The sequence below is a fragment of the Streptomyces sp. NBC_00400 genome, from assembly GCF_036048035.1.
GTDB lineage: Bacteria > Actinomycetota > Actinomycetes > Streptomycetales > Streptomycetaceae > Streptomyces.
The window spans coordinates 4,090,627-4,110,315 of record NZ_CP107940.1 but is presented as its reverse complement, the minus strand read 5'-3'; the positions used below and the strand labels follow the sequence as shown (position 1 = coordinate 4,110,315).

At 71.6% G+C, this 19,689-nt stretch carries 20 protein-coding genes; 6 read left to right on the top strand and 14 right to left on the bottom strand.

Annotation, left to right across the window (positions count from 1 at the left end):
• Positions 1-5 precede the first annotated feature (5 nt).
• From OHS81_RS17850 to asnB, 14 genes are all read right to left on the bottom strand, one after another.
• Positions 6-1,307 (bottom strand): MFS transporter, encoded by a 1,302-nt coding sequence (locus OHS81_RS17850; protein WP_328385735.1) that lies wholly within the window; start codon positions 1,305-1,307, stop codon positions 6-8.
• 166 nt (positions 1,308-1,473) lie between these two features.
• On the bottom strand, positions 1,474-1,656 hold the full coding sequence (locus OHS81_RS17845; protein ID WP_328385734.1) for a (2Fe-2S)-binding protein: 183 nt from the start codon (positions 1,654-1,656) through the stop codon (positions 1,474-1,476).
• Complete coding sequence (locus OHS81_RS17840; RefSeq protein WP_328385733.1) at positions 1,653-3,017, bottom strand: aminotransferase class III-fold pyridoxal phosphate-dependent enzyme; 1,365 nt, start codon at positions 3,015-3,017, stop codon at positions 1,653-1,655. The genes OHS81_RS17845 and OHS81_RS17840 overlap by 4 nt, the downstream gene beginning before the upstream one ends.
• Positions 3,005-4,009, bottom strand: a complete 1,005-nt coding sequence (locus OHS81_RS17835; protein ID WP_328385732.1) for a hypothetical protein — start codon at positions 4,007-4,009, stop codon at positions 3,005-3,007. The genes OHS81_RS17840 and OHS81_RS17835 overlap by 13 nt, the downstream gene beginning before the upstream one ends.
• Complete coding sequence (locus tag OHS81_RS17830; protein ID WP_328385731.1) at positions 3,993-4,829, bottom strand: hypothetical protein; 837 nt, start codon at positions 4,827-4,829, stop codon at positions 3,993-3,995. The genes OHS81_RS17835 and OHS81_RS17830 overlap by 17 nt, the downstream gene beginning before the upstream one ends.
• Positions 4,826-5,569 carry an alpha/beta hydrolase gene (locus OHS81_RS17825; protein WP_328385730.1) on the bottom strand — a complete coding sequence of 248 codons (744 nt, stop codon included), beginning with the start codon at positions 5,567-5,569 and terminating at the stop codon, positions 4,826-4,828. The genes OHS81_RS17830 and OHS81_RS17825 overlap by 4 nt, the downstream gene beginning before the upstream one ends.
• Positions 5,566-6,246 carry a hypothetical protein gene (locus OHS81_RS17820; protein WP_328385729.1) on the bottom strand — a complete coding sequence of 227 codons (681 nt, stop codon included), beginning with the start codon at positions 6,244-6,246 and terminating at the stop codon, positions 5,566-5,568. The genes OHS81_RS17825 and OHS81_RS17820 overlap by 4 nt, the downstream gene beginning before the upstream one ends.
• Entirely contained in the window at positions 6,246-6,923 is a 678-nt protein-coding gene (locus tag OHS81_RS17815) for a hypothetical protein (protein ID WP_328385728.1), read from the bottom strand. The genes OHS81_RS17820 and OHS81_RS17815 overlap by 1 nt, the downstream gene beginning before the upstream one ends.
• Before the next feature lie 69 nt (positions 6,924-6,992).
• Positions 6,993-8,108, bottom strand: a complete 1,116-nt coding sequence (locus OHS81_RS17810; RefSeq protein ID WP_328385727.1) for a hypothetical protein — start codon at positions 8,106-8,108, stop codon at positions 6,993-6,995.
• 19 nt (positions 8,109-8,127) lie between these two features.
• On the bottom strand, positions 8,128-9,165 hold the full coding sequence (locus tag OHS81_RS17805; protein ID WP_328385726.1) for a diiron oxygenase: 1,038 nt from the start codon (positions 9,163-9,165) through the stop codon (positions 8,128-8,130).
• A 73-nt stretch (positions 9,166-9,238) separates the two neighbouring features.
• Positions 9,239-9,529 carry a PqqD family protein gene (locus OHS81_RS17800; protein ID WP_328385725.1) on the bottom strand — a complete coding sequence of 97 codons (291 nt, stop codon included), beginning with the start codon at positions 9,527-9,529 and terminating at the stop codon, positions 9,239-9,241.
• Positions 9,529-10,311 carry a nucleotidyltransferase domain-containing protein gene (locus OHS81_RS17795; RefSeq protein WP_328385724.1) on the bottom strand — a complete coding sequence of 261 codons (783 nt, stop codon included), beginning with the start codon at positions 10,309-10,311 and terminating at the stop codon, positions 9,529-9,531. The genes OHS81_RS17800 and OHS81_RS17795 overlap by 1 nt, the downstream gene beginning before the upstream one ends.
• The gene (locus OHS81_RS17790; RefSeq protein ID WP_328385723.1) at positions 10,308-11,105 is read right to left on the bottom strand and encodes a CPBP family glutamic-type intramembrane protease; all 798 of its coding nucleotides are present in this window, start codon (positions 11,103-11,105) and stop codon (positions 10,308-10,310) included. The genes OHS81_RS17795 and OHS81_RS17790 overlap by 4 nt, the downstream gene beginning before the upstream one ends.
• Positions 11,102-13,300: an asparagine synthase (glutamine-hydrolyzing) gene (asnB, locus tag OHS81_RS17785; protein WP_328385722.1), complete on the bottom strand. Its 2,199-nt coding sequence runs from the start codon at positions 13,298-13,300 to the stop codon at positions 11,102-11,104. The genes OHS81_RS17790 and asnB overlap by 4 nt, the downstream gene beginning before the upstream one ends.
• 802 nt (positions 13,301-14,102) lie before the next feature.
• Between asnB and OHS81_RS17780 the strand changes: the two genes are divergently transcribed.
• From OHS81_RS17780 to OHS81_RS17755, 6 genes are all read left to right on the top strand, one after another.
• The gene (locus tag OHS81_RS17780) at positions 14,103-14,813 is read left to right on the top strand and encodes an HAD family hydrolase (protein ID WP_328385721.1); all 711 of its coding nucleotides are present in this window, start codon (positions 14,103-14,105) and stop codon (positions 14,811-14,813) included.
• 166 nt (positions 14,814-14,979) lie between these two features.
• A complete protein-coding gene (locus OHS81_RS17775) occupies positions 14,980-15,672 on the top strand; it encodes a 2OG-Fe dioxygenase family protein (RefSeq protein WP_328385720.1) in 693 nt (230 codons plus the stop codon).
• A 54-nt stretch (positions 15,673-15,726) separates the two neighbouring features.
• Complete coding sequence (locus OHS81_RS17770; RefSeq protein WP_328385719.1) at positions 15,727-16,797, top strand: iron-containing redox enzyme family protein; 1,071 nt, start codon at positions 15,727-15,729, stop codon at positions 16,795-16,797.
• Between the two features lie 10 nt (positions 16,798-16,807).
• On the top strand, positions 16,808-17,761 hold the full coding sequence (gene dapF, locus OHS81_RS17765) for a diaminopimelate epimerase (protein ID WP_328385718.1): 954 nt from the start codon (positions 16,808-16,810) through the stop codon (positions 17,759-17,761).
• Complete coding sequence (locus tag OHS81_RS17760; protein WP_328385717.1) at positions 17,758-18,885, top strand: pyridoxal phosphate-dependent aminotransferase; 1,128 nt, start codon at positions 17,758-17,760, stop codon at positions 18,883-18,885. Before dapF ends, OHS81_RS17760 begins: the two co-directional genes overlap by 4 nt.
• Positions 18,882-19,643 (top strand): PIG-L deacetylase family protein, encoded by a 762-nt coding sequence (locus tag OHS81_RS17755; RefSeq protein ID WP_328385716.1) that lies wholly within the window; start codon positions 18,882-18,884, stop codon positions 19,641-19,643. The genes OHS81_RS17760 and OHS81_RS17755 overlap by 4 nt, the downstream gene beginning before the upstream one ends.
• Positions 19,644-19,689: the final 46 nt, after the last annotated feature.

Below are 19,689 nucleotides of genomic sequence, written 5' to 3'. Positions count from 1 at the left end.
CGCCGTCAGGCCAGGTCGCGCATCCGCCGGATGGGGCTGCTCCACAAGGCCAGCGGCGCCAGGAAGGCCAGCGCGCACATCACCCAGACGGCGCCCCGGTTGCCCAGTGCCGTGGCCGCGGCACCGGCCACCAGCGCGCCGACGGGGATGGCTCCCCAGGAGATGAAGCGCACGGTGGCCATGACACGGGGCAGCAGTTCGATGGGGGTCACGGTCTGCCGGTGGGTACGGGTGAGGATGCTCATCACCACCGCCGCGGCCCCGAATCCCATACTGCCCAGGGCGAAGAGGAGCAGTCCCCGGCCCGCCTGCGCCAGCGGCATCAGGAGGGCGCACGCCGCCCCGGCGAACGTGCCGTACACCAGGGTGCGGGCGCTGCCCAGCCGGTTCACGAGGCGGGTGGTGAGCGTCGCCCCGATCAGGCTGCCCAGGCCCTCGGCGGCGATCAGGAGGCCGACGAGGCTCGCGGGGGCGTGCAGCGTCCGCACAAGGAAGACGGGCGTCAGCGCCATGAGGCCGCCGAGGATGAAATTGGTCAGGGTCGCGGCCGCCGCACAGGGACGGATCACCGTGTGGTGGGCCACGAAACGCCAGCCCTCCTTGATCAGCGCCACGGTCGACTCGCGCTCCGCCGGCGCCGCCGGAGGGGCGGCCCTGGGCAGGCTCCACAGGAGCAGGGCCGAGACCAGGTAGCTGACGGCGTCGACGACGAGGCTCAGGGCCGCGCCGCAGAACTGCACGAGCACGCCGCCGAGCGAGGGACCGCCGAGCTGGGTCGCCGAAGTGGAGGCGGAGGAGAGGCTGTTGCGCGCGGTCAGCTCGTCCTTGCTGACGATCGTGGGGAGGAACGTCGAGTTGCCGACGTCGAAGACCACCGTCGCCAGGCCGATGACCAGCGCGACGACGACGAGCTGTGCCAGGTGCAGGACGCCCAGCGCGTAGGCCACCGGCACCGAGACGATGGCGGCCGCCCTGAGGAGGTCCATCACCACCTGGGTGCCGCGCAGCGGGAGGCGCTGCACGATGACGCCGGCCGGCAGGCCGATCGCGATCCAGGCGGCGTACTGGGCGGCCGGCAGCAGGCTCACCTCGAACGCCGAGGCCTGCAGCGCCCCCACGGCCAGCAGCGGCAGGGCGACGGTGGTGACCGCGTCACCGGCCTGGCTGACCGTGGACGCGGTCCAGTAGCGCCAGAAGACGGACAGGCCCCTGCGGCGGGAGGCGGGCGCGCCGGTGGAGGCGGGCGCGCCGGTGGGCGCGGACGGGGCTGCCGCGTCCGTCCCGGCGTCCTCGTGCTGCGCCGTCATCGGATACCCGCTTGGGTAGCGGGGGCCGTGCGGCGCGGTTCGCCGGCCTCGTTCGCTCTCATTCCTTCTGCCTCCTGAGGGGGAACGTCGGGGTCTCCACTGCTGAAGAGGATTCCTTCGCGGACGGGTACACATGCATGCCGACCGCGTGCCGTCGGGGTGCGGGTCACGGCGCGGCGTACGCCAGAAGTTCCTCGACGTCCTCGGCGCAGTCGCCGCAGCCGGTGTTGGCCGAGGTCTCCTCGCGCACGGCCGCCAGGTCGCGGCAGCCGCGGCCGGCCGCGGCGAGGATCTCGCTCTCCCTGACATGGGCGCACATACAGATCAGGGGGTCGAAGTCGTCGGTCATGGCGTGCCGTTCCCCGGGCCGTCCGCGGTCTCCCGGTCCAGCGCGCCGAAGGCCAGGTCGAGGATTTCGGCGAGCAGGTCGAGCTCGGCCTCGCCGGTCACCAGCGGCGGGTGGATGTTGAGGACGTCCGGTGCCATCCCGGTCGAGGCCACGAGCAGGCCGCAGTCGGGGTGGACGTGAGCGCCCAACTCCCGGATACGGGCGGCGTGGTGTCCGCTCATCACGATCCGCGCGGTGGCTCCCATGGCATCGGTCCGGCTGATGAGCCGGGGGTGCCGGTCCGCGAGCTGCCGCAGCCGGGTGCGCAGACCGTCCTCCAGGGCGAGGACGTCCTTGTCCACGTCCTTCCACGCCTCCCAGCGGTCCAGCACGGTCTCCGTCACGGCGAGCGCGTGCGGGATCCCGACGAAGGTGGAGGAGTGGCTGCCCGGCGGGTAGTGCTCGGGGTCGGCCAGCGGTTCGCGGGCCCACACGGCGCTCAGCGCGGCCGCGCCGTTGGTGAGCGCCTTGCTCGTCACGATGACGTCCGGCCTGACGCCCGCGCGCTGGAATCCCCAGCGGGGGCCCACCCGGTGCATGCCCGTGAAGATCTCGTCGGCGATGACCACGGCGCCCTGGGCACGGGCGTGGTCGACGGCCGCGCGCAGCAGGGCGGAGTCGGGCGTCACCATGCCGCCCACGTTCTGCACGGATTCGAAGACGAAGGCGGAGACCTTGCGGCCGTGGTGGCGGCCGCCGACCCCGCTCAGCTCCGAGCCCCAGCGGGCGACGGCCTGCGTGCACCCGCCGGAGCAGCCGCCGGCGGGCCGGGCGTGCGGGCAGCGCAGGCAGTCGGGGCTGGGCAGCCGTACGACCTCCAGGCCCCAGGCGGCCAGCAGTTCGCGGTAGCGCGGGCTGCTGCTGAGCATGCTGGTCACCCCGGAGCGGCCGTGGAAGGCGCCCTCGAAGACCACGACCGTGCCGGGCCCGTTGTTGCTGAAGGCGATGCGCAGCGCGGTCTCCATGCCCTGTGCGCCGCCCAGGTCCAGCTCGACCCGGCCGGGCACCCCCACGGCCTCGGAGCACAGCCGCTCGATGCGCTCCAGGACGGCCAGGCGCAGCTCCGACTCGCAGAACGACGGGAGGGCCGGCAGCTCCATGCAGCGGTTCAGCGCCTCGCGCAGCAGCTCGCTGTCGTATCCCCAGGAGAGGGTTCCGTTGGCGGCCTCGGCGTCCAGATACCGTCGCCCGTCGGCCGCTCGGAGGAAACAGCCCTGGCCGCCGACGAAGCGGGGGACCTGCGCGGAGCGGTAGATCAGGTTGCCCGCGCCCGCGAAGGGCGGTATTTGCGTGCGCTGCGCGCCGGTGTTCAGGACAGGCACCGTTCGGCCTCCTTCTCGGTCGGGTTCTCATCGGGTGCGGCGGGCTCCCAGGCGGCGGCCGACGACGTGGGCAGCAGGGGTGTCACACCCGGTTCGTTGCAGTCGATCCAGCCGGTGAGCACCGACAGCACGTCCCAGCGGGCGCTGCCGTGCGGGAGCGGGGTACGGGCCAGTTCCGCCAGCCAGGTGCCGATGTGCTCGGGTGCGGCGGCGGTGGTGGCCAGTTGGGCCCAGGCGCCGGTGCCGCGCTCCAGGCGGCGCAGGGACCGGGCCAGGTCCAGGTCGTGCCGGGGGATGGCGGCCTCCAGCTGGGGCAGCAGGTCGTGCGCGGGGCCGCTGCCGGGCGCGGGCGGCTGCGCGGGGCCCTGCGAGGTCAGCGCCTCGCGGCACCACTGCCAGCCGGTCTGGTAGGAGAACAGCTGCAGCTCGCGGACGACGTCGGCCGGGTCGTCCGCGGTGTGCATGAAGTTGAACAGGCCGTTCACCCGGCCGATCCGGGTCCGCAGATCCCGGCCGTGCGCGGCCTCGGGGTCCGCGCTGCCCTTGGCGGCCGTCAGCCGGACGCTGGCGGGCATCCACGCGGGGCGCCGGGCGTCGCCCAGCAGCACCAGGAGCGAGGGGCCCGAGCCGAGCAGGTGGTCGACGACCGCGATGCGCTGCCGCGAGGCGGCGTTGAACTGGTAGCGCCACAGCTCCCGGGTCAGCAGCGGCGCAAAGCGCACCGTGGTCGCCGCCAGCGGGAACCAGCCCTCCTCGTGGAGCACGTCCAGGAGCTGCCGGCAGCGCCGCCCGGCGACCGCGTCGGGCTTGAGCGCCACGAACGTCACGCCCCGGGTGCGTTCCAGCGCCCCCATGGCGGCGAAGGAGTCCAGTCCCTCGCGGGCGTAGGTGTCGTAGCGGTACAGCTCGCGCTTGTCGGGGTCGGCCGTCAGTGCGCCGAGCGCGCCGGCCGCGACCGCCGAGCGGCATACCGCGTCAGTCGTCTGTGTCATCGAGTCTCTTTCCTCCGAGCGGGGTGACCTCCCCGTCGACCAGCACCACCCGGCTGCCGTCGGCGTGGCATGCGTCGTCCACGGCCAGGCGCCCGTCGGCGAAGGCGCGCACCGTCCACTCCAGGCAGGGGCGGTCGCTCCGTTCCTTCTGGAGCAGTTCCTGCTGCCAGGCGCCCTCGGCGGTGGGGCGGCGGCCGCCGGCCGGCACCGGGGGTCCCATGCACAGCACGGCGCCGCCGTCGTGGGTCCCGTCGACGAGGAAGCAGGACGTCCGGGTCGCGCGGTGTCCCCGGCTCATGGCGAGCCGGACCGGGTCCTTGCCGGTCAGCGCCCGGCTGCCGCCGTCCGTCAGCACGCTCAGGTCGCCCGGATGCTGGTTGATCATCCGGTGGGCGTAGCGGTCCAGCAGCGCCCCCTCGATCCAGCGGTGGTAGGCCAGGACCACCAGGTCCAACGGGCCGTTGTCCGCTTCCCAGGACGCCATACGGGAGTGCAGCCCGTCGTGCCAGGAACGGGCCCGCTCGCGGTAGCGGCGTAAGGCGTCCGGGCCGTCGGCGGCCGCCTGCGACGCCGAGCCGCAGTGCGCATCGAAGTCGCCGGTCCACGCCTCCACGCCGGCCTCGCGCGCCACGTCCAGCGCCGCGACCCGCGCTCCGTGGGAGGCGACCAGGCAGACCTGGAAACGGTCCGGCGCGGTGTGCTGCAAGGACAGCAGCGTGCGCAGGTTCCCGCCGGTCGCCGAGGCCAGCACGCCGATCCGCAGCGGGCGCCCGGGCCCGGACGGGCCGAGCACCCGTGCCCGGCGCGCCGCCTCGGTCATGACGCGCTCCCCTCGGCGGCCGCCGGGTCACCGGCCAGCAGCGCCAGCACCGCCGCGCAGCCCTCCCGTTCCGGATTGACCAGGTGCATATGGCGGGCGCCGGGAACGGTGTGGTGGTCCACGGCCAGCCCGCCGTGGCGCCACCCCTTGAGCTGGTACTCCGTCAGCCCGGCGGGCACCGCCTGGTCGCAGGCCGCCTCGACGACGGTCAGCGACGCCAGATCGGCCCGCGAGGGCCGGGGTGTCGCCTCGTCGGCGGTGCCGCCGGCCGCCAGGTGTCCGGCGAGGAAGTGCCCGACGGCCGGCCCGCCGGTTCCGGTCGCGACGGTGTGCGCCAGGTCGACGACGGGTGCCAGCAGGACCGCGCGCCGGCCGGTGCCCCGCCCGGCGACGGCGGACAGCGCCAGGTGCGCCCCGGCGGAGTGCCCGACCAGCGTGGCGTCCCGCCAGGGCGCACCGGCGGCGTCCAGCCGCTCCAGCGCCTCGGTGGCGTCCTCGGCGGCCGCCGGCCACTGCCCGCCGTCCCAGGCCGGGCGGTACTCCACCGCAGCGGTGGCGCACCCGCGCCGCACCAGCGCCACCGCCAGCGGCTCCAGGTCGCGGGCGATACGGTCGTGCCGCCAGAACCCGCCGTGGAAGATCACGGCCGCGCTGCGCACCGGGCCCTGCACGGGGGTGTACAGATCGATCCGCTGCCACGGCGAGTCGCCGTAGCGCAGCACGCCTTCCTGGACGGTCACAGGACGCCCATCGCCCGCAGGCGCCCGGCCCAGTGCTCGAACCGCTCATCCGACATGCGGACCTCGCGGCGCCGCTCCGCACTCTCCTCGGCCGCCCCCAGCCGGTACCACACCTGACCGTCCGACCGGCGGATCATGAAGGCCCGGTCCTTGCGCGCGGGGCTCTGGATCATCAGCGAGATCGTCTCGGGCTCGGTGATGGTGGTGTGCAGCTGCTCATGATCGAGCGTGATGCAGCGGCCCTCGGCCTCCTCCCGCACGAAGTACGGCCAGAAACGGTTGACGTCGGCCCTCTCGTCCAGCGGCTGGTCGGTGGCGTAGAGGGTGTGCCGGTAGGCGCCGCGCAGGATGTAGGCGGTGAAGCTGTAGCGGTGATTGTGCACCCGCTCGTACTGGTCGGTGTTGGCCAGCCGCAGCCTGATCCGCAGGCCCTTCTCCTGGTCGTCCCACAGCACGATCTTGTCGTCCAGGGCGTGGCACTCACACTTCTCCCGCAGCTCCGGAGTGCGCCGGACCCGCTCGACGAGGGTGCCCAGCAGCTCGGGGTCGTCACCGAGGCGGCGGGCGATCCGCTCGGTGACCTCCGCCGCGGACTCGATGTCGTCCCAGCGCACCGTCGGCAGGGACTCCATCAAGGACACCGCGGCCTGGGTGCGGTCGGCCGTCGCGCTGGTCATCACAGGACCTCCATTCCCCGCAACCGCGCGGTGAGTTCGTCGAAATACGCCTTGCTGATGCGCTTGCTGCCCTTACGGGCCGCCTTCTCCTTGTCCTCACCGAACCGCCACCACACCCGGCCGGTCTCCCGCTCGGTGATCAGCGAGCGCTCCTTCTCCGCGGGACCGCGCAGGAAGAGGGAGACGGTGTTGGGGGTGGTGTAGGTGGTGTGGATCTCCGAGTGATGCAGCGTGTAGCAGTTGCCGGCGACCTCATTGGTCACAAACCGGGGGATCACCCGCAGATCGGAGTCCTGGGCGTCGAAGTCGTCCTGGGCGTCCTCCGGGACCCCCTCCGGACGCCCCACCAACTGATGGCGCACGTGACGGTAGTGACCACGCAGGATGAGGGAGGTGAAGGTGAAACGGTGGTCGTGCGGACGGTCCCGGTGATCCTCCGTCGAGACATGCACCCGGATACGGAACCCACGGTCCAGTGCGTCGTAGACCACCAGCTTGTCCAGCAGCTTGTGGTGTTCGCACTTGTCGAAAAGGTCCTCCTCCTCACGGGCGCGCTCCAGCAGATGCGTCATGGTCTGCTTGTCCTCGGCGAGGGCCGTGAGGATCTCGTTCGTCTGGGCCCGCGCCTTGTGCAGGTCCGACCAGTCGACGGTCAGCCGGTCCAGTTCATCAAGCATCGCTTTCTCCTGTGTTCGCCGTGAGGGTGCTGTGCCGAGGGAGCGCCGGCGCCCGGGCGGGCAGTGCGCTCACTGCTGCGCGGACAGGGCGGCGGGCCGCAGCCCCGGTCCGTCCGCCTGGGTCCCGAAGGCGCGGTGCGCCGTGCCGCCGACCAGCTGCCACAGCGGATCGGCGGCCACTCCCTGCCCCTGGGCGTTGCGGGTCTGCCGGGCCAGGGGCTGCGAGCCGGCCGCGACGATGCCGCCGTCCTGGTACCAGAGCCCGTTGTCGTCGGTCTGGTGCAGGGCCTGGCCGCCGATCCGCGCGGAGTCGCAGCGGTCGGTCATCAGCATGGTGTTGGCGTGGCCCATCAGCTCGGCGGCGCGGGCGGCGATGGCCAGGTCGACATGCTCGCCGTCGAAGTTGATGCAGGCCGCGATCCGTCCGGCGGCCGCCTCGTTCATGATCGCGGCAGGCACCGGACCGGCGATCTGATCCATATCGGCCAGCGTCCAGTTCGGCAGGTCGTACGCGGTCAGAGTGCTCTCCCGCCTGGCCCGCGCGGCCGAGGTGCGGAAGGCGTGCTTGATGGTCAGCGGCATGTCGTTGAACAGGTGGTCGGTGATCACCCGCGCACCGCTGCCCGTCCACTCGCTCTGCCAGGCGAGGTCGACGATGTCCCGGACGAGTTCGGCGCCGGCGACGGGATCCTGCCGGGTGAAGTGCCCCAGCGCGGGCCGCACCCCGTGGGCCAGCAGCTGCGGGACGATCCAGTCGAGCCGCGGGTGCCGGTCGTCGAGGTTGTCGTACAGGCCCGAGGCGGTGGTGAACGCGTCGGGCGACATCACGGTGTAGACCAGCCCGAGGTCGCCGAGCCTGGCCAGACGCTCCCACTCGTGGCGGGTGGGGGCCCAGACGGTCGCCTCGGGGGTGCCGCCGTGGCTGGCGAGCAGCGGCCCCTCCAGCGCGATGCCGGGGATGTGCGGCAGCTTGCCGTGACGGCGCAGGTCGGCGTACCGCTGCATGAACCACTCGAATTGCTCGAGCGCGGACCGGTGGAGATAGAGCGTGGGGATGCACACCACGCCTTCCTCGGCGGATCTGCGGTCGAGCAGGGCGAGATCCAACTGGGAGAACTCCGAGAAGTCCACCTCGCCGAAACCGTGGCAGTGCACCTCGACCGGGAGGGCTGGCGTCTCATTCATGGGCTGTGAAATCTCTCTTTCATTTCCTGATCCCGTGGACGTGCAGTTCCTCGAGCGCCCGCGCGTCGTCGAATGCGCCCAGGGACTCGAAGTAGCGCACGGTCTGCCGGGACATGGCGGCAAGGTGCTGGCTGAGGATCTCCGGCGGGTAGGTCTCCGCCACGACGCGGTGCGCGTCGTCCTCGCCCAGCCCGTAGCGGATCAGTTCCTCCCGGATCGCGGGCAGGTCCGGGTGGAGGAACGTCGTGATGAGCCGGGGCACCAGCCGTGCCGCGGCACGCCGCTCCGCCGGCGAGAGCTGACCCCACATGTGCCGCAGGAAGATGGCGAAGTACGCGTGGTGGCGCCCCTCGTCACCGGCGTGGTCGCGTACGGTCCCGGAGACCGCGGCCACCACCTCGGAGCTGTCGGGGATCTCGGCGAGGCTCGCGGAGATCAGGGTCTCCGACACCACCACGAAAAGGATCTCGGCCAGCGCGCCGTCCGCGGGCGGGAGTTCATCGAGCAGCCGGTGCAGCCGGTCCAGGAAGAACGGCTGCCGCGGCAGCCGCGGCGCGATCCGGGTCCGCTGCTCCACCTGTCGCGCCAGGTCGACGGAGAACAGCGTGTGGTACGCCTCGTCGCAGTAGATCTTGTACGCGTCGAACCGCATCTCGTCCGGGAGTTCCACGCCGACGGAGCCCTGCGCGATGGACAGCACCGTCCGGTTGACCACCAGGGACTCCAGCCGTGCCGTGAAGTCCAGGTAGCGGTAGAGGTGTTGGACGAGTAATTCCTCGTGCACCGCCGCGGGCAGCTCCTTCACCAGCGGGTGCTGGGTGAGGGGGACGAGCTCCGGCGGGAAGTAGTGGCGGCCGGACTCGTCCTCGCGCAGGGTCCGGCGCGGTGACTGCCGCACGGCGGCGCGCTCGTGCCAGTTGCGGAACGGGCTGCGGTAGTCGCCGGGAGCCGGGGGCGGCTCGGGGGCGTCGTCGGCGGCCACCCGGTGCAGCAGCAGCTGCCTGGGGCACTGGGTCAGCGCCGCACAGCCCACGAACATGCCCGCGGTTCCGCACATAGGAGATCTCCCTTCGCCACTACGGTCCGGACCTACGCACACCCGGCGGCAGCAGCCGCCGGACCGGTGACGGTCACGGCGCGGTCGCTTCCACCACGCCGCTGCCGGCGAGGTCGGCGAGCAGTTCGCCGATGTCCTCGGCGGCCACCTGCACGGAGACGTCGTACTCGGCGGCAAGCTGCTCGGCGATGCCCTGGACGGTGGTCGAGCCGTCGACCCGCTTGAACACGAACGTCCCGATCTCGTCGAGCTCGACGGCGTGCGGGCCGCCGGCGACGATGAGCTTGCCGCGGAACTTGCGCATCCGGGCGGTCATGCTGCGCCGCGGCACCGCTTCGGGGCCGAAGGCATGAGGCGCTGCCATCAGATCTCCACCTCCAGGGACAGGTCCTTGCAGAACTCGACGGTCCGGCGCACCCAGTCCTCGGGGCGCTGCGGGTCGAAGCCGGCCATGGTCTCCAGGGCCCAGTACCGCTCGAAGGGCAGGACGTCGAGACCGGCGTCCTGCACCCGGCGGGCGCGCCACTTGGGCGTGTGGGTGCCGTAGACGCCGTGGCTGTCCAGGAGGGCGTCGGTGGCCTGCTGGAAGGCGACCTTGGCGGCGAGCACCGCGCTGTGGGTGTCGCCGGACTCCAGCATGCCCAGCGCCTGTTCGACCTTGCCGTCCGCCTCGGACAGCGAGCGGGTCGACACGAACGCCCGGTAGGCGGAGTCGTGCAGCTGCTCGGCGCGCCGCTTGAGCCAGTCGGCGCCGGTCAGCGCCATACCGCCGGACAGGCGCTCCAGGAACAGTTCCTCGTGGGAGGTGAGGATGCGCAGCGAGGATTCATCGGAATCAAAGGCGTCCCAGGTGACCTTGTCCAGCATCTGGCCGACCTGGGCGTCGGTCCAGTACGTCACCTCGTACCGCCGGCCGCCGTCGGTGAAGTCCACCGAGGTGACGGTGTCCGGGGTGAGCGGCACCGCCACCGTCCGGGCCCCCGGCATCCGGCACGGGGCGTCGGTGAGGACGTAGAGGTCGACGTCGCTCGCGGCGTGTGCCCAGCCCCGGGTGAGCGAGCCGACCACCACGACGGCGACCGGGTCGTCGGGGGCCAGGTCCTTGCGCCTGAGTGCGTCCAGGCACCCGTCCAAGTCCGGTTTCACGACCAGCTCCTGTCCTCGTTCTCACGCTGTAGTTCGATGACGATCTGAGGGATGTTGTTGACGAGGTGAGCGAGCAGGGCCGGGTAGACCGACTGCGAGGCCAGGGTCAGGGCGAGCAGCGCCACGGCCCCGGCGATCTCCACCGCCGTGGAGCGGACCGTGCCGCGCCGGTTGGCGCCCGGCTGGATGTGGTGCTGCGCCACGAAGGCCGTCGCCGCCAGCAGCCCCAGCAGCGCCGGGTCCGCCACCATCAGCACGGGGGCGCGGAACAGGATCTCCTCCCCGACGGCGCCCACCGCGCCCGCGAAGGCGCGGGCGCTGCCGTGGGAGCGCGGCGTGGGCCCCAGCACGAAGGCGAGTTCACCGGTGAACAGCCCGGCCGGACGCAGCCCGCTCAGCATGACCAGCCCGGCGCCGACGGCGAGCGCGACGGCGAACCACCACCACTCCCCGGACCGGGTGAGCCACGGGGGAGCCGTGCACGCGGTGAGCACCAGCGCGCCCAGGGGCGCCACCAGACCGGCCAGCGTCTCCGCCCAGATGCTCGCGCCGCTGCGCCCGCCCCGCGGCACCCGCCACGGCAGGCCCATCAGCACGGCTTCGGCCACCAGCAAGGCGGCCACCACCCGCAGGGCGGACGGGCCCACGGTCCACAGCCCCACGGCAAAGGCCGCCACCGTGGCGGCGGCCATCAGCTGCCGGGGCTCGGGCCGCCAGCCGGCCGGTGCGAAGGTGGGGACGGAGCGGCGTTGCCGGCTCCCGTCGCTCCCCGCCCGGCCGGCAGCCGTGGTCATGGCGCCGCCTCCGCGGTCACCACGATCCCCAGGTCAATGGCGTCGGCGAGCTCGTCGTGCACGGCCTCCAGGCTGTGCCCGAGCCCGTCGAGCACTTCGCCGATCGTGCGCGCGCCGTCCAGCGCCCGCAGCACGGCGGGCCACTCGGGCAGCTCGTCCTCGTCCAGGACGTACTCGATCTCGCCGTCGATGGTCACGTACCAGACCGACGGCTCGGCGGGGTCCTTGAGCAGCAGCACATTGTCCGCGACCGCCGCGCGGGTCCGCGGGTCGACGGGGGGCCGCCGTACGACCTCCGCCTCGATCTTCTCCGCGTCGGTGTCCCAGTCGCCCACCGGGACCGACTGCGGCACGGGGGCCTTGGCCACCTGGACGTGCGGGGCGGGCAGCGAGGCGGTCATCTGCTCCAGCAGGCCGAGGTTGACCGCCGAGAGCAGGAACTCCACATGTCCGGACGAGGGGTTGGCCTGCAGCTGCCGCAGCGTGGCCCGCAGGTTGTCCGCGTCCAGGAACTCCCGGGCGCCGGGTCCGCTCAGCGCCTCCTCCAGCAGCCGGCCGCCGTCCTGGGCGAGCATGGCGCCGAAGGCGCGGTAGGTGTGCCGGACGCCTTCCCCGTAGAAGAAGGGGCCCTTGGGGCGCTGCACCAGCTCGTCGGGCAGGTGGCCGGCCAGGGAACGCCGCAGAACCTGCTTGTCCCAGATCAGGCGGGGGCGCAGCGGCCCGGGGACCGCGGCCACCAGCTCGATGAGGCGGTGGTCGAGGAACGGCACCCGGGCCTCGATGCCGTTGCCGGCCGCCGAGCGGTCCTCGTGCCAGCAGTTGTACTGCTGCACATCGCGGTACTTCCAGCGGAACAGCGCCTCGTACGGCTCGTGGGCCGGGCGCCCGGCGGCGTCGCGCAGCACCGAGGACTTGACCAGCGGCAGGCCGGGGACGTCCCACCAGGCACCCAGTTCGGGGCTGCGGTACTGGTCCCGGCGGACCGCCATACGGTCCAGGTTGTCCAGGAAATCGGGCCATTCACCGCCGCCCGCGATGCCCTTGGAGTAACCGCCGTTGAATTCATCGGCCCCGCCGCCCAGAAGCATGGCTTTGATATGCGGCGTCCGGTCACGGACGTAGCGGTACATCTCGTGCTTGTAGAACGCCTCGGGACCGGCCAGCGGCGTCTGCATCAGCCACAGGAACCGCTTCCACTCCTCCACACCGGGGACGGAATCGGTGCGGAAAAGAATCTGATGATTCGTCAGTCCGAGATTCCGGGCCGTACGGTGCCCCCACTCGGAATCGCCGTTGGCGAGGGTGCTGCCGTTCAGCGCGGTGAAGGTCTGGGGCTTTCCGGCGGCCAGTGCGGCCACCGCGGCGGAGTCGATGCCGCCGCTGAGGAAGAGGCCGATCTCGACATCGGCCATCTCGCAGTCGGCCACCGCGGAGGACAGCAGCTCGCCGTAGCGGCGCACCAGCTCTTCCTCAGACGCGCCGCCGGCGGGGTCGAACTCGGGGAACGACCAGTAGCGGTGGGTCGAGCGCTCGCCGGAGCGCAGGTCGAAGGAGACCACACAGCCGGCCGGGGCGAGCTCGATGCCCTTGAACCACGAGTGGGCCGGGCTCTCGTCGAACGCCGGCGCACGCGTCATGGCCTGGTCGCGCAGCGCGCGCTCCCAGTCCAGCTCACGGGGGCAGTCGGGGTCCTCGAAGAGCGCCTTGACCTCCGAGCCGAAGACGACCCGCTCGGCGCTGTGGTGGTAGAAGACGGGCTTGATGCCGAAGCGGTCACGGGCCAGCAGCAGCCGGCCCCGGGTGCGGTCGTAGAGCGCGAGGGAGAACATCCCGCGCACCTTGTCCAGGAAGCGCAGCCCGTCACGGCGGTAGAGGTGGAGCAGCACCTCGCAGTCCGAGCGGGTCCGCAGCCGCGTGCCGCTCGGGAGCGTGGCGGCCAGCTCCTGGTGGTTGTAGATCTCGCCATTGGCGATCAGCACCAGGTCGTCGTCCTCGGTCCGCAGCGGCTGGTCGCCGCCGGCCACATCCACCAAGGACAACCGTACGAAGCCGAATCCGACCGGGCCCGAACGGTAGTAGGCCTCACCGTCGGGGCCCCGGTGGGCAATGGCCTGAACCATTCGCTGGAGCTGGGAGTCCGCGGCGCCGGCCAGCGCTCTTCCGTCCACGCGAGCGATTCCGCTCAGACCACACATCGTTACCTCGCTCGATTCATGTGCTGATTCCTCCGCCACGAGGCGGAAACACCGCGTAAAGCGGCGCAACTCCCACTGAAGTGAAGGAGAATGACGGTCGGCACCGGGGAAGGGGCCACACCTCAAGGCACAACCTTGAGGTGTGGCGCCTTTGCGGTTCAGACCGCCGTGGTTCAGACCACGGAGCCCAGAACGGTGCCCTGGTTGACCTTCTTGGCCTCCGGCTTGGTGTACTTGCGCATGGTGATTCACCCCCCTGTGGGATCGTGCGGATATCCCCGGGATCCAGTGATCCCGAATTGCCCTTGCGGACCGACGCGGCGCCCGAAAGCACCACGCCTTTGCCCTTTCGGACTCAAGACCGCCCGGACAACATCAGTTTGGAAACCGACTGGATTCCCGCCTTCCGACGTTGACGGGAATAGAACAGCGGATCTTTCTTGAATGTGTCAATCACCAGAGATTGTGACGCACGACACACAGCATTCTTTTCCCAAAACGGGATACTCTGGCTTGAGTTAACGACATCAACCGCCCGGAGTTCATTGCGGCTTCATGCCCGCGAACAGGGCGGTGAGTGTCCCCAACGGCCGTGCGAACGACCTCCGTTCGCGCGTCCCGACGCCGGGGACCGCTGCACGGGGGGATTCATTGGGAAGCTGCTATTCCGCTTTCCCGTGGGAATCAGTGATTCCACTTTCCCCCATGCTGCGCGTGGTGGCTTGCTTTCGGCCATCACCGGCTGTCCCATGCTCGAAAACCGGTATAGCGCCACCCCAGGCCGGCACCACATGGAGGAATTTTGGCCAGCACCCAGGCTCATTCGGCCGTTTTTCCGCTGCCCACCGAGCTCGAAGCGATCGTATTCGACTGCGACGGGCTCCTTTTGGACACCGAAACCTGCTGGTCACGCGCGGAAAGCGCGCTCTTTCACGCACACGGGCGCGAATTCGGCCTGGCCGAAAAGCAACTTGTCATCGGTAAGACCGTGGAGGGCGTCGGCGAGGTGATGGCCGAATACTTCGGGCGTCCCGGTGAAGGTGCGCTGCTCTCCGCCGAGCTGCTGGAGGGCGTGCGCCGGGAGCTGGCCGACGGAGTGGACGCGCTGCCCGGGGCCGCTGACCTGGTCCGGGCCTGTGCCGAACGGCTGCCCGTCGCCGTCGCCAGCAACAGCCCCAGGTCGCTGCTGGAGACCGCGCTGCAGAGCTCCGGTCTGGCCGGTCTGCTGCCGCTGTCGTTCGCGGCCGACGAGGTGGCGGCTCCCAAACCCGCGCCCGACCTGTACCTCACCGCCTGCCGGGCGCTCGGCGCCGACCCCGCTTCCTGTGTCGCCTTCGAGGACTCCCACACGGGCATCCGCGCGGCCCGCGCCGCGGGGCTCCACCTGGTCACCGTGCCCTCGCTGGCCGGCCAGGAACTGGACCACGACTGGCTGCCGGCCTCCCTGGCCGACCCCGAACTCCAGGCATGGGCCCGCGCCCTGCGACCCGCGGGCGCCCACGCCGCCGACTGACCACCCCTGACCACCTGACCACCCGTCACCGACCGTCCGTCCCCGCAGAGAAGCTGCCCGGACGCATCCACCGGACCGTGCCCGCCCACCCACACCGAGCACAGTCCACGATCACCGAGCACGGCCCGCCCACAAGGACGCCCTCCTCCTCACAAAGGAGCACTCCATGCCGATCGGCACCCAGGGATTCACCGTCTTCGATCTGCCCGCCGTACCCACAAAGCTCCTGGACAGTTACGACGACCTTCCGGTCGACGACTACATGGGCAACGGCACCCGCTTCAAACGCTTCTCGCAGTACCGGCTGTCCGCCGCCGAGGGCGACGCCTGGAACTTCGCGCTGCTGCCGCACCGGGACTACACGGCGTACAAGAAGTTCAACAAGGCCGCCGGCGGCATTCGCCGGGTCTACGAACCCCTCCAGGCCGACTTCACCGGACTGATCTCCCGGGGAATCGCCGGTATCGGCCTCGACCGCGGCGAGGACTGGCAGATCAATGTGCACCAGAACCGCACCCGGGCCGAGGCCGGCCGCCCCGGGCCGCTGACGCCCGAGGGCGTGCACCACGACGGCCACGAGTTCGTGATGATCGCCGTACTGCGCCGGGAGAACGTGGGCGGCGGCGAGACCCGGCTGTGGAAGCCCGGCGCCGACGAGCCCTTCTGGAGCGGGACGCTCCAGGCGGGCCAGGCCGTACTCCTCGATGACAAGGCCATCGCCCACGACGTGACCGACGTCGTGGCGGCCGGTGACCAGCCCGGACACCGGGACATCGTGATCATCGCCTTCTCGCGCTGGCAGCACAAGTGGTACGGCGACGAGCACGACTCCTCCGCCCTGTCCGAGGACGCCGGCTGAGCCCGGCCACCGCCTCCCCCACCACCCACACCGAGAAGATTGTGCTGATTCTGCATGCCTGAAGACTGGAAAACCCGGCTCGCCGAGGGCCCGCTGTCCGCGGTGCGCGCCCTGGAGTCCTGTACCGCCGGCGAACTGACCCTGCTGACCGAGAACTACGCCTTCCGCGGCGCACTGGCCGCCGCCTGCAAGGAGCTCACCGAGCGTGCCGGTGCCGGGAAGGACCGCACCGCGCTCGCCGAAATGCACGAACTCCTCGCCCTGATCTACGACCGGGACTTCTCCGGCGTGGTCATCGCCGAGGTCGACCACGAACGCGCGCCCCTTCTGCGCGATGTGGCCGCGATCCTGGAAGCGGCCATGCTGGGCGAGGAAACCGCCCGTATCGACGAGGAGACCGTCACCGGCTACCCCCGGTCCGGCACGGAGTACGTCCGCTGGCTGAAGAACCTCGTCAATGAGCACCCGGCCGGCCGGCACCCGCTCTACCACGAGCACATCGAGCAGCGCGGCACCCGGGAGGACCTGCGGCTGCTGCTCGCCCAGGAGACCAGCCTCGACCCGCGCTTCGACGACATCCTCGCCTCGATGCAGATGGGCCGCACCGGTGGCGAGAAGATGGAGATAGCCGCCAACTACTGGGACGAGATGGGCAACGGCGACGCCGAGCTGGTCCACACCAGCCTCTTCTCCCAGGCTCTGGATTCCATCGGCGCCGACCCGGCCTTCATCCGGGACAGCTTCCTGCTGGAGGCCGGGATCTGCGGAAACCTCTCCGCCTGCCTCGGGCTCGCCCGCCGCCACTACTACAAGGCCGTGGGCTACTTCGGCGTGACGGAGTACCTGGCGCCCCGCCGCTTCCGCTGTGTGGTCGACACCTGGCGCAGACTGGGCCTGCACGAAGTCGGCATCACCTACCACGACCTGCACATCGGCATCGACGCCGGCCACGCCTCCGGCTGGTTCAAGAACGTCGTGGCGCCGCTGGTGGACGGCGACGCCCTGATCGGCCGGGACATCGCCCTGGGAGCCATGATCAGGCTCAACACCTCACAGGACTACCTCGACGAGCTGCTGCGGCGCATGCGGGACCGGTCCCCCGTCGCGGCCGGCGCACAGGCCTGAGGGGGTAGACGTGCCGCACCCCTTGCCGCCCCCTCGCCACGACATGGCGGACGGCCATGACTTCGTGAAGTACGAGGCCCTGGGCAACGACTACTTGGTGATCGCTCCGGCCGCCGGCCAGGTGGCGCCGACACCGGACAACATCCGGCTGATCTGCGACCGCCACTACGGTCCCGGCGCCGACGGAGTGCTCTACGGCCCGCTCCCCGAGAAGCACGGGTTCGGGCTGCGCACCTTCAACTCCGACGGCACCGAGTGCGAGAAGAGCGGCAACGGGCTGCGTATCTTCGGCCGTTACCTCCGCGACCACGGCTGGACCGGGGAGCCGGAGTTCACCGTCCGCACCCTGGCCGGGCCGGTCACCGTGCAGCTGGTGGACCCGGCCCCCGGCCCGGAGGCACCCGATGCCGCCTCCCCCGACGGTGGCCACCCCGGCGACGGGGCACCCGTCCGCGTCTCCATGGGGCGGGCGTCCCTGGACAGCGAGCTGATCGGTGCCACCGGTCCGCGCCGGGAGATGCTGCGCGAAACCCTCGCCGCGGCGGAGGGCGAGTGGACGGCCACCTGCGTCTTCCTGGGCAACCCGCACTGCGTCCTCCCGCTGGACGGCACCGAGGTCACCGAGAAGCTGGCCCGGCGCCTGGGCCCCGGCCTCGCCGGCCACGCACGCTTCCCCGGACGGATCAACGTCCAGCTCATGGAGGTACGCGCCGCCGACCGCATCCGCATCGAGGCCTACGAGCGGGGCGCCGGCTACACGCTCGCCTCGGGCAGCAGCGCCTGTGCGGCGGCCGTCGCCGCCCACGCCCTCGGGCTGACCGGCCCCGAGGTCACCGTCGAGATGCCCGGCGGCCACCTCGCCGTCGGCATCTCCGACGCCGGCGAGGTCACCCTGACCGGCCCGGTCCGGCCCGTCGTGGCCGGCCGGTGGACCCCGGCATTCCGCAGGCGGCTGGCCTCATGACCGAGATCACCATGCGCCAGTGGTACTTCGACGAGGCCCACGGCCACTACGACATCGACCTCGGCGACAGCTATGTGGGCGGCAGCCGCCTGTCCGACCACGCCCTGCCCGCCGACTGCCTCCTCGACTACGGCAACAACCGGGGGACCGCCCGGCTGCGCCACCTCGTGGCCGGCCTCTACGGCCGCGACCCGTCCCACATCGGCATCACCCACGGCGGGCAGGAAGCCCTCTACCTCCTCTACCGCACCCTGCTGTCCGCGGGCGACCACGCCGTGATCTTCACCCCCGGCTGGCAGCAGGCGGAGCCGGTGCTGTCCCGGGCCGGATGCCGGGTGGACGCCGTCGGCACCACCGCCGACGGCCGCCCGGACATCACCGCGGCGCTGCGCAGGATCGGCCCCCGCACGAGGGCCGTGGTGCTCAACTCGCCCTGCAATCCGACCGGCCGGAAGGTCACCGCCGACGGCATCAAGGAACTGGCCGAGGCGCTGCGAGGACACGGCGGCCATCTGATCCTCGACGAGGAGTACGTCGCCGACCTCGGCACCGACTCCTGGGTCGGGGCGTACGAAAACGCCGTCTCCGTCTCCAGCGTCTCGAAGGTCTACGGGGTCCCGGGCCTGCGCGTCGGCTGGATGTGCGGCCCGCCCGAGGTCGTGGACGCGGCCATGCAGTACAAGCACTTCACCACCGTCACCAACTCGGTGGTCCTGGAACAGCTGGCCACCGGGATCCTGGAGCGCCGCGAGGAGCACGTGCGGCGCTACCGGCAGCTGATCACCGACGGCCTGCGGACGCTGGAGCGCTGGGCCGCCCGGCACCACGGCACACTGCGGATGTGGCAGCCGGAGGGCACCCCGTACGCCTGGCTGCACACCCCCGGCCTGCCGTCCTCGCTGGAGTTCTGCCGCGAGGTCCTGCGCCGGGAGCGCGTGCTGCTGATGCCGGCCGAGGTGTTCGGCACCGAGCACGGCATCCGCCTCACCTTCGCCCGGGAGCCGGACGTCCTGGCCGAGGGCCTGCGGCGCATCGACGCCGTACTGGCCGGCCACCCCACCGCCGCCGGGAGCGGCACCCACGCCGAGAACGGCACCCACGCCGAGAGCAGGGAGCAACAATGACGGCACGGCTCGAGGAGATGCCCACCGACTGGTCGCGCGGACTGGCGCTGGTGGCACACCCCGACGACATCGAGTACGCCATGGGTCCGGCGGTGATCACCTGGACCGACAGCGGCAAGGAGATCGCCTACGTCCTGGCCAGCCGCGGCGAGGCGGGCATCGACGGCTGCGACCCGGAGAAGGCCAGGCCGCTGCGGGAACGGGAGCAGCGCGCGAGCTCGGCGGTCGCCGGGGTGACCTCGGTGGACTTCCTGGACCACCCGGACGGGCTGATCACCGACTCCCTGGCGCTGCGCCGGGAGTTCGCCACCGCCATCCGCCGCCACCGGCCGGACATGGTGCTCACGGTCAACCACCACGAGCACTGGCGCGGCGTCTCCTGGAACACCTCGGACCACCGGGTCGTCGGCCGGGCCGCGCTGGACGCCGTCGTCGACGCCGGCAACCGCTACGTCTTCACCGAGGACGGCCTCGAACCCTGGGAAGGCGTGCGGTGGATGGGCGTCGCCGGCTCCCCGTACCCCACGCACGCCGTGGAGGTCGCGGGCGCCGAGGACCGCGCCGTCGAGGCGGTGCTCCAGCACCGCGCCTACCTGGAAGCGCTCACCGACGAGGACCCGGAGAGCTACGCCCGGGGATTCCTGCGGCGCAACATGGCCAGGGCCGGCGCACTCTTCGACGACCGCGACGCGGTCGCGTTCCAGCTCTTCGAGCGCGACGCCTACCGCGTCAAGGACGGCATCACCCACTACCGCTGACCGCCCGCGCCCTCCGCCCCCTCAGCCCCCTCAGCCCCACCGGGAA

Coding starts and splice junctions, on each gene's coding strand:
- OHS81_RS17850 (WP_328385735.1), bottom strand. CDS start 1,307: ATGACGGCGCAGCACGAGGACGCCGGGACGGACGCGGCAGCCCCGTCC.
- OHS81_RS17845 (WP_328385734.1), bottom strand. CDS start 1,656: ATGACCGACGACTTCGACCCCCTGATCTGTATGTGCGCCCATGTCAGG.
- OHS81_RS17835 (WP_328385732.1), bottom strand. CDS start 4,009: ATGACACAGACGACTGACGCGGTATGCCGCTCGGCGGTCGCGGCCGGC.
- OHS81_RS17830 (WP_328385731.1), bottom strand. CDS start 4,829: ATGACCGAGGCGGCGCGCCGGGCACGGGTGCTCGGCCCGTCCGGGCCC.
- OHS81_RS17820 (WP_328385729.1), bottom strand. CDS start 6,246: ATGACCAGCGCGACGGCCGACCGCACCCAGGCCGCGGTGTCCTTGATG.
- OHS81_RS17815 (WP_328385728.1), bottom strand. CDS start 6,923: ATGCTTGATGAACTGGACCGGCTGACCGTCGACTGGTCGGACCTGCAC.
- OHS81_RS17810 (WP_328385727.1), bottom strand. CDS start 8,108: ATGAATGAGACGCCAGCCCTCCCGGTCGAGGTGCACTGCCACGGTTTC.
- OHS81_RS17805 (WP_328385726.1), bottom strand. CDS start 9,165: ATGTGCGGAACCGCGGGCATGTTCGTGGGCTGTGCGGCGCTGACCCAG.
- OHS81_RS17800 (WP_328385725.1), bottom strand. CDS start 9,529: ATGGCAGCGCCTCATGCCTTCGGCCCCGAAGCGGTGCCGCGGCGCAGC.
- OHS81_RS17790 (WP_328385723.1), bottom strand. CDS start 11,105: ATGACCACGGCTGCCGGCCGGGCGGGGAGCGACGGGAGCCGGCAACGC.
- asnB (WP_328385722.1), bottom strand. CDS start 13,300: ATGTGTGGTCTGAGCGGAATCGCTCGCGTGGACGGAAGAGCGCTGGCC.
- OHS81_RS17775 (WP_328385720.1), top strand. CDS start 14,980: ATGCCGATCGGCACCCAGGGATTCACCGTCTTCGATCTGCCCGCCGTA.
- OHS81_RS17770 (WP_328385719.1), top strand. CDS start 15,727: ATGCCTGAAGACTGGAAAACCCGGCTCGCCGAGGGCCCGCTGTCCGCG.
- OHS81_RS17760 (WP_328385717.1), top strand. CDS start 17,758: ATGACCGAGATCACCATGCGCCAGTGGTACTTCGACGAGGCCCACGGC.
- OHS81_RS17755 (WP_328385716.1), top strand. CDS start 18,882: ATGACGGCACGGCTCGAGGAGATGCCCACCGACTGGTCGCGCGGACTG.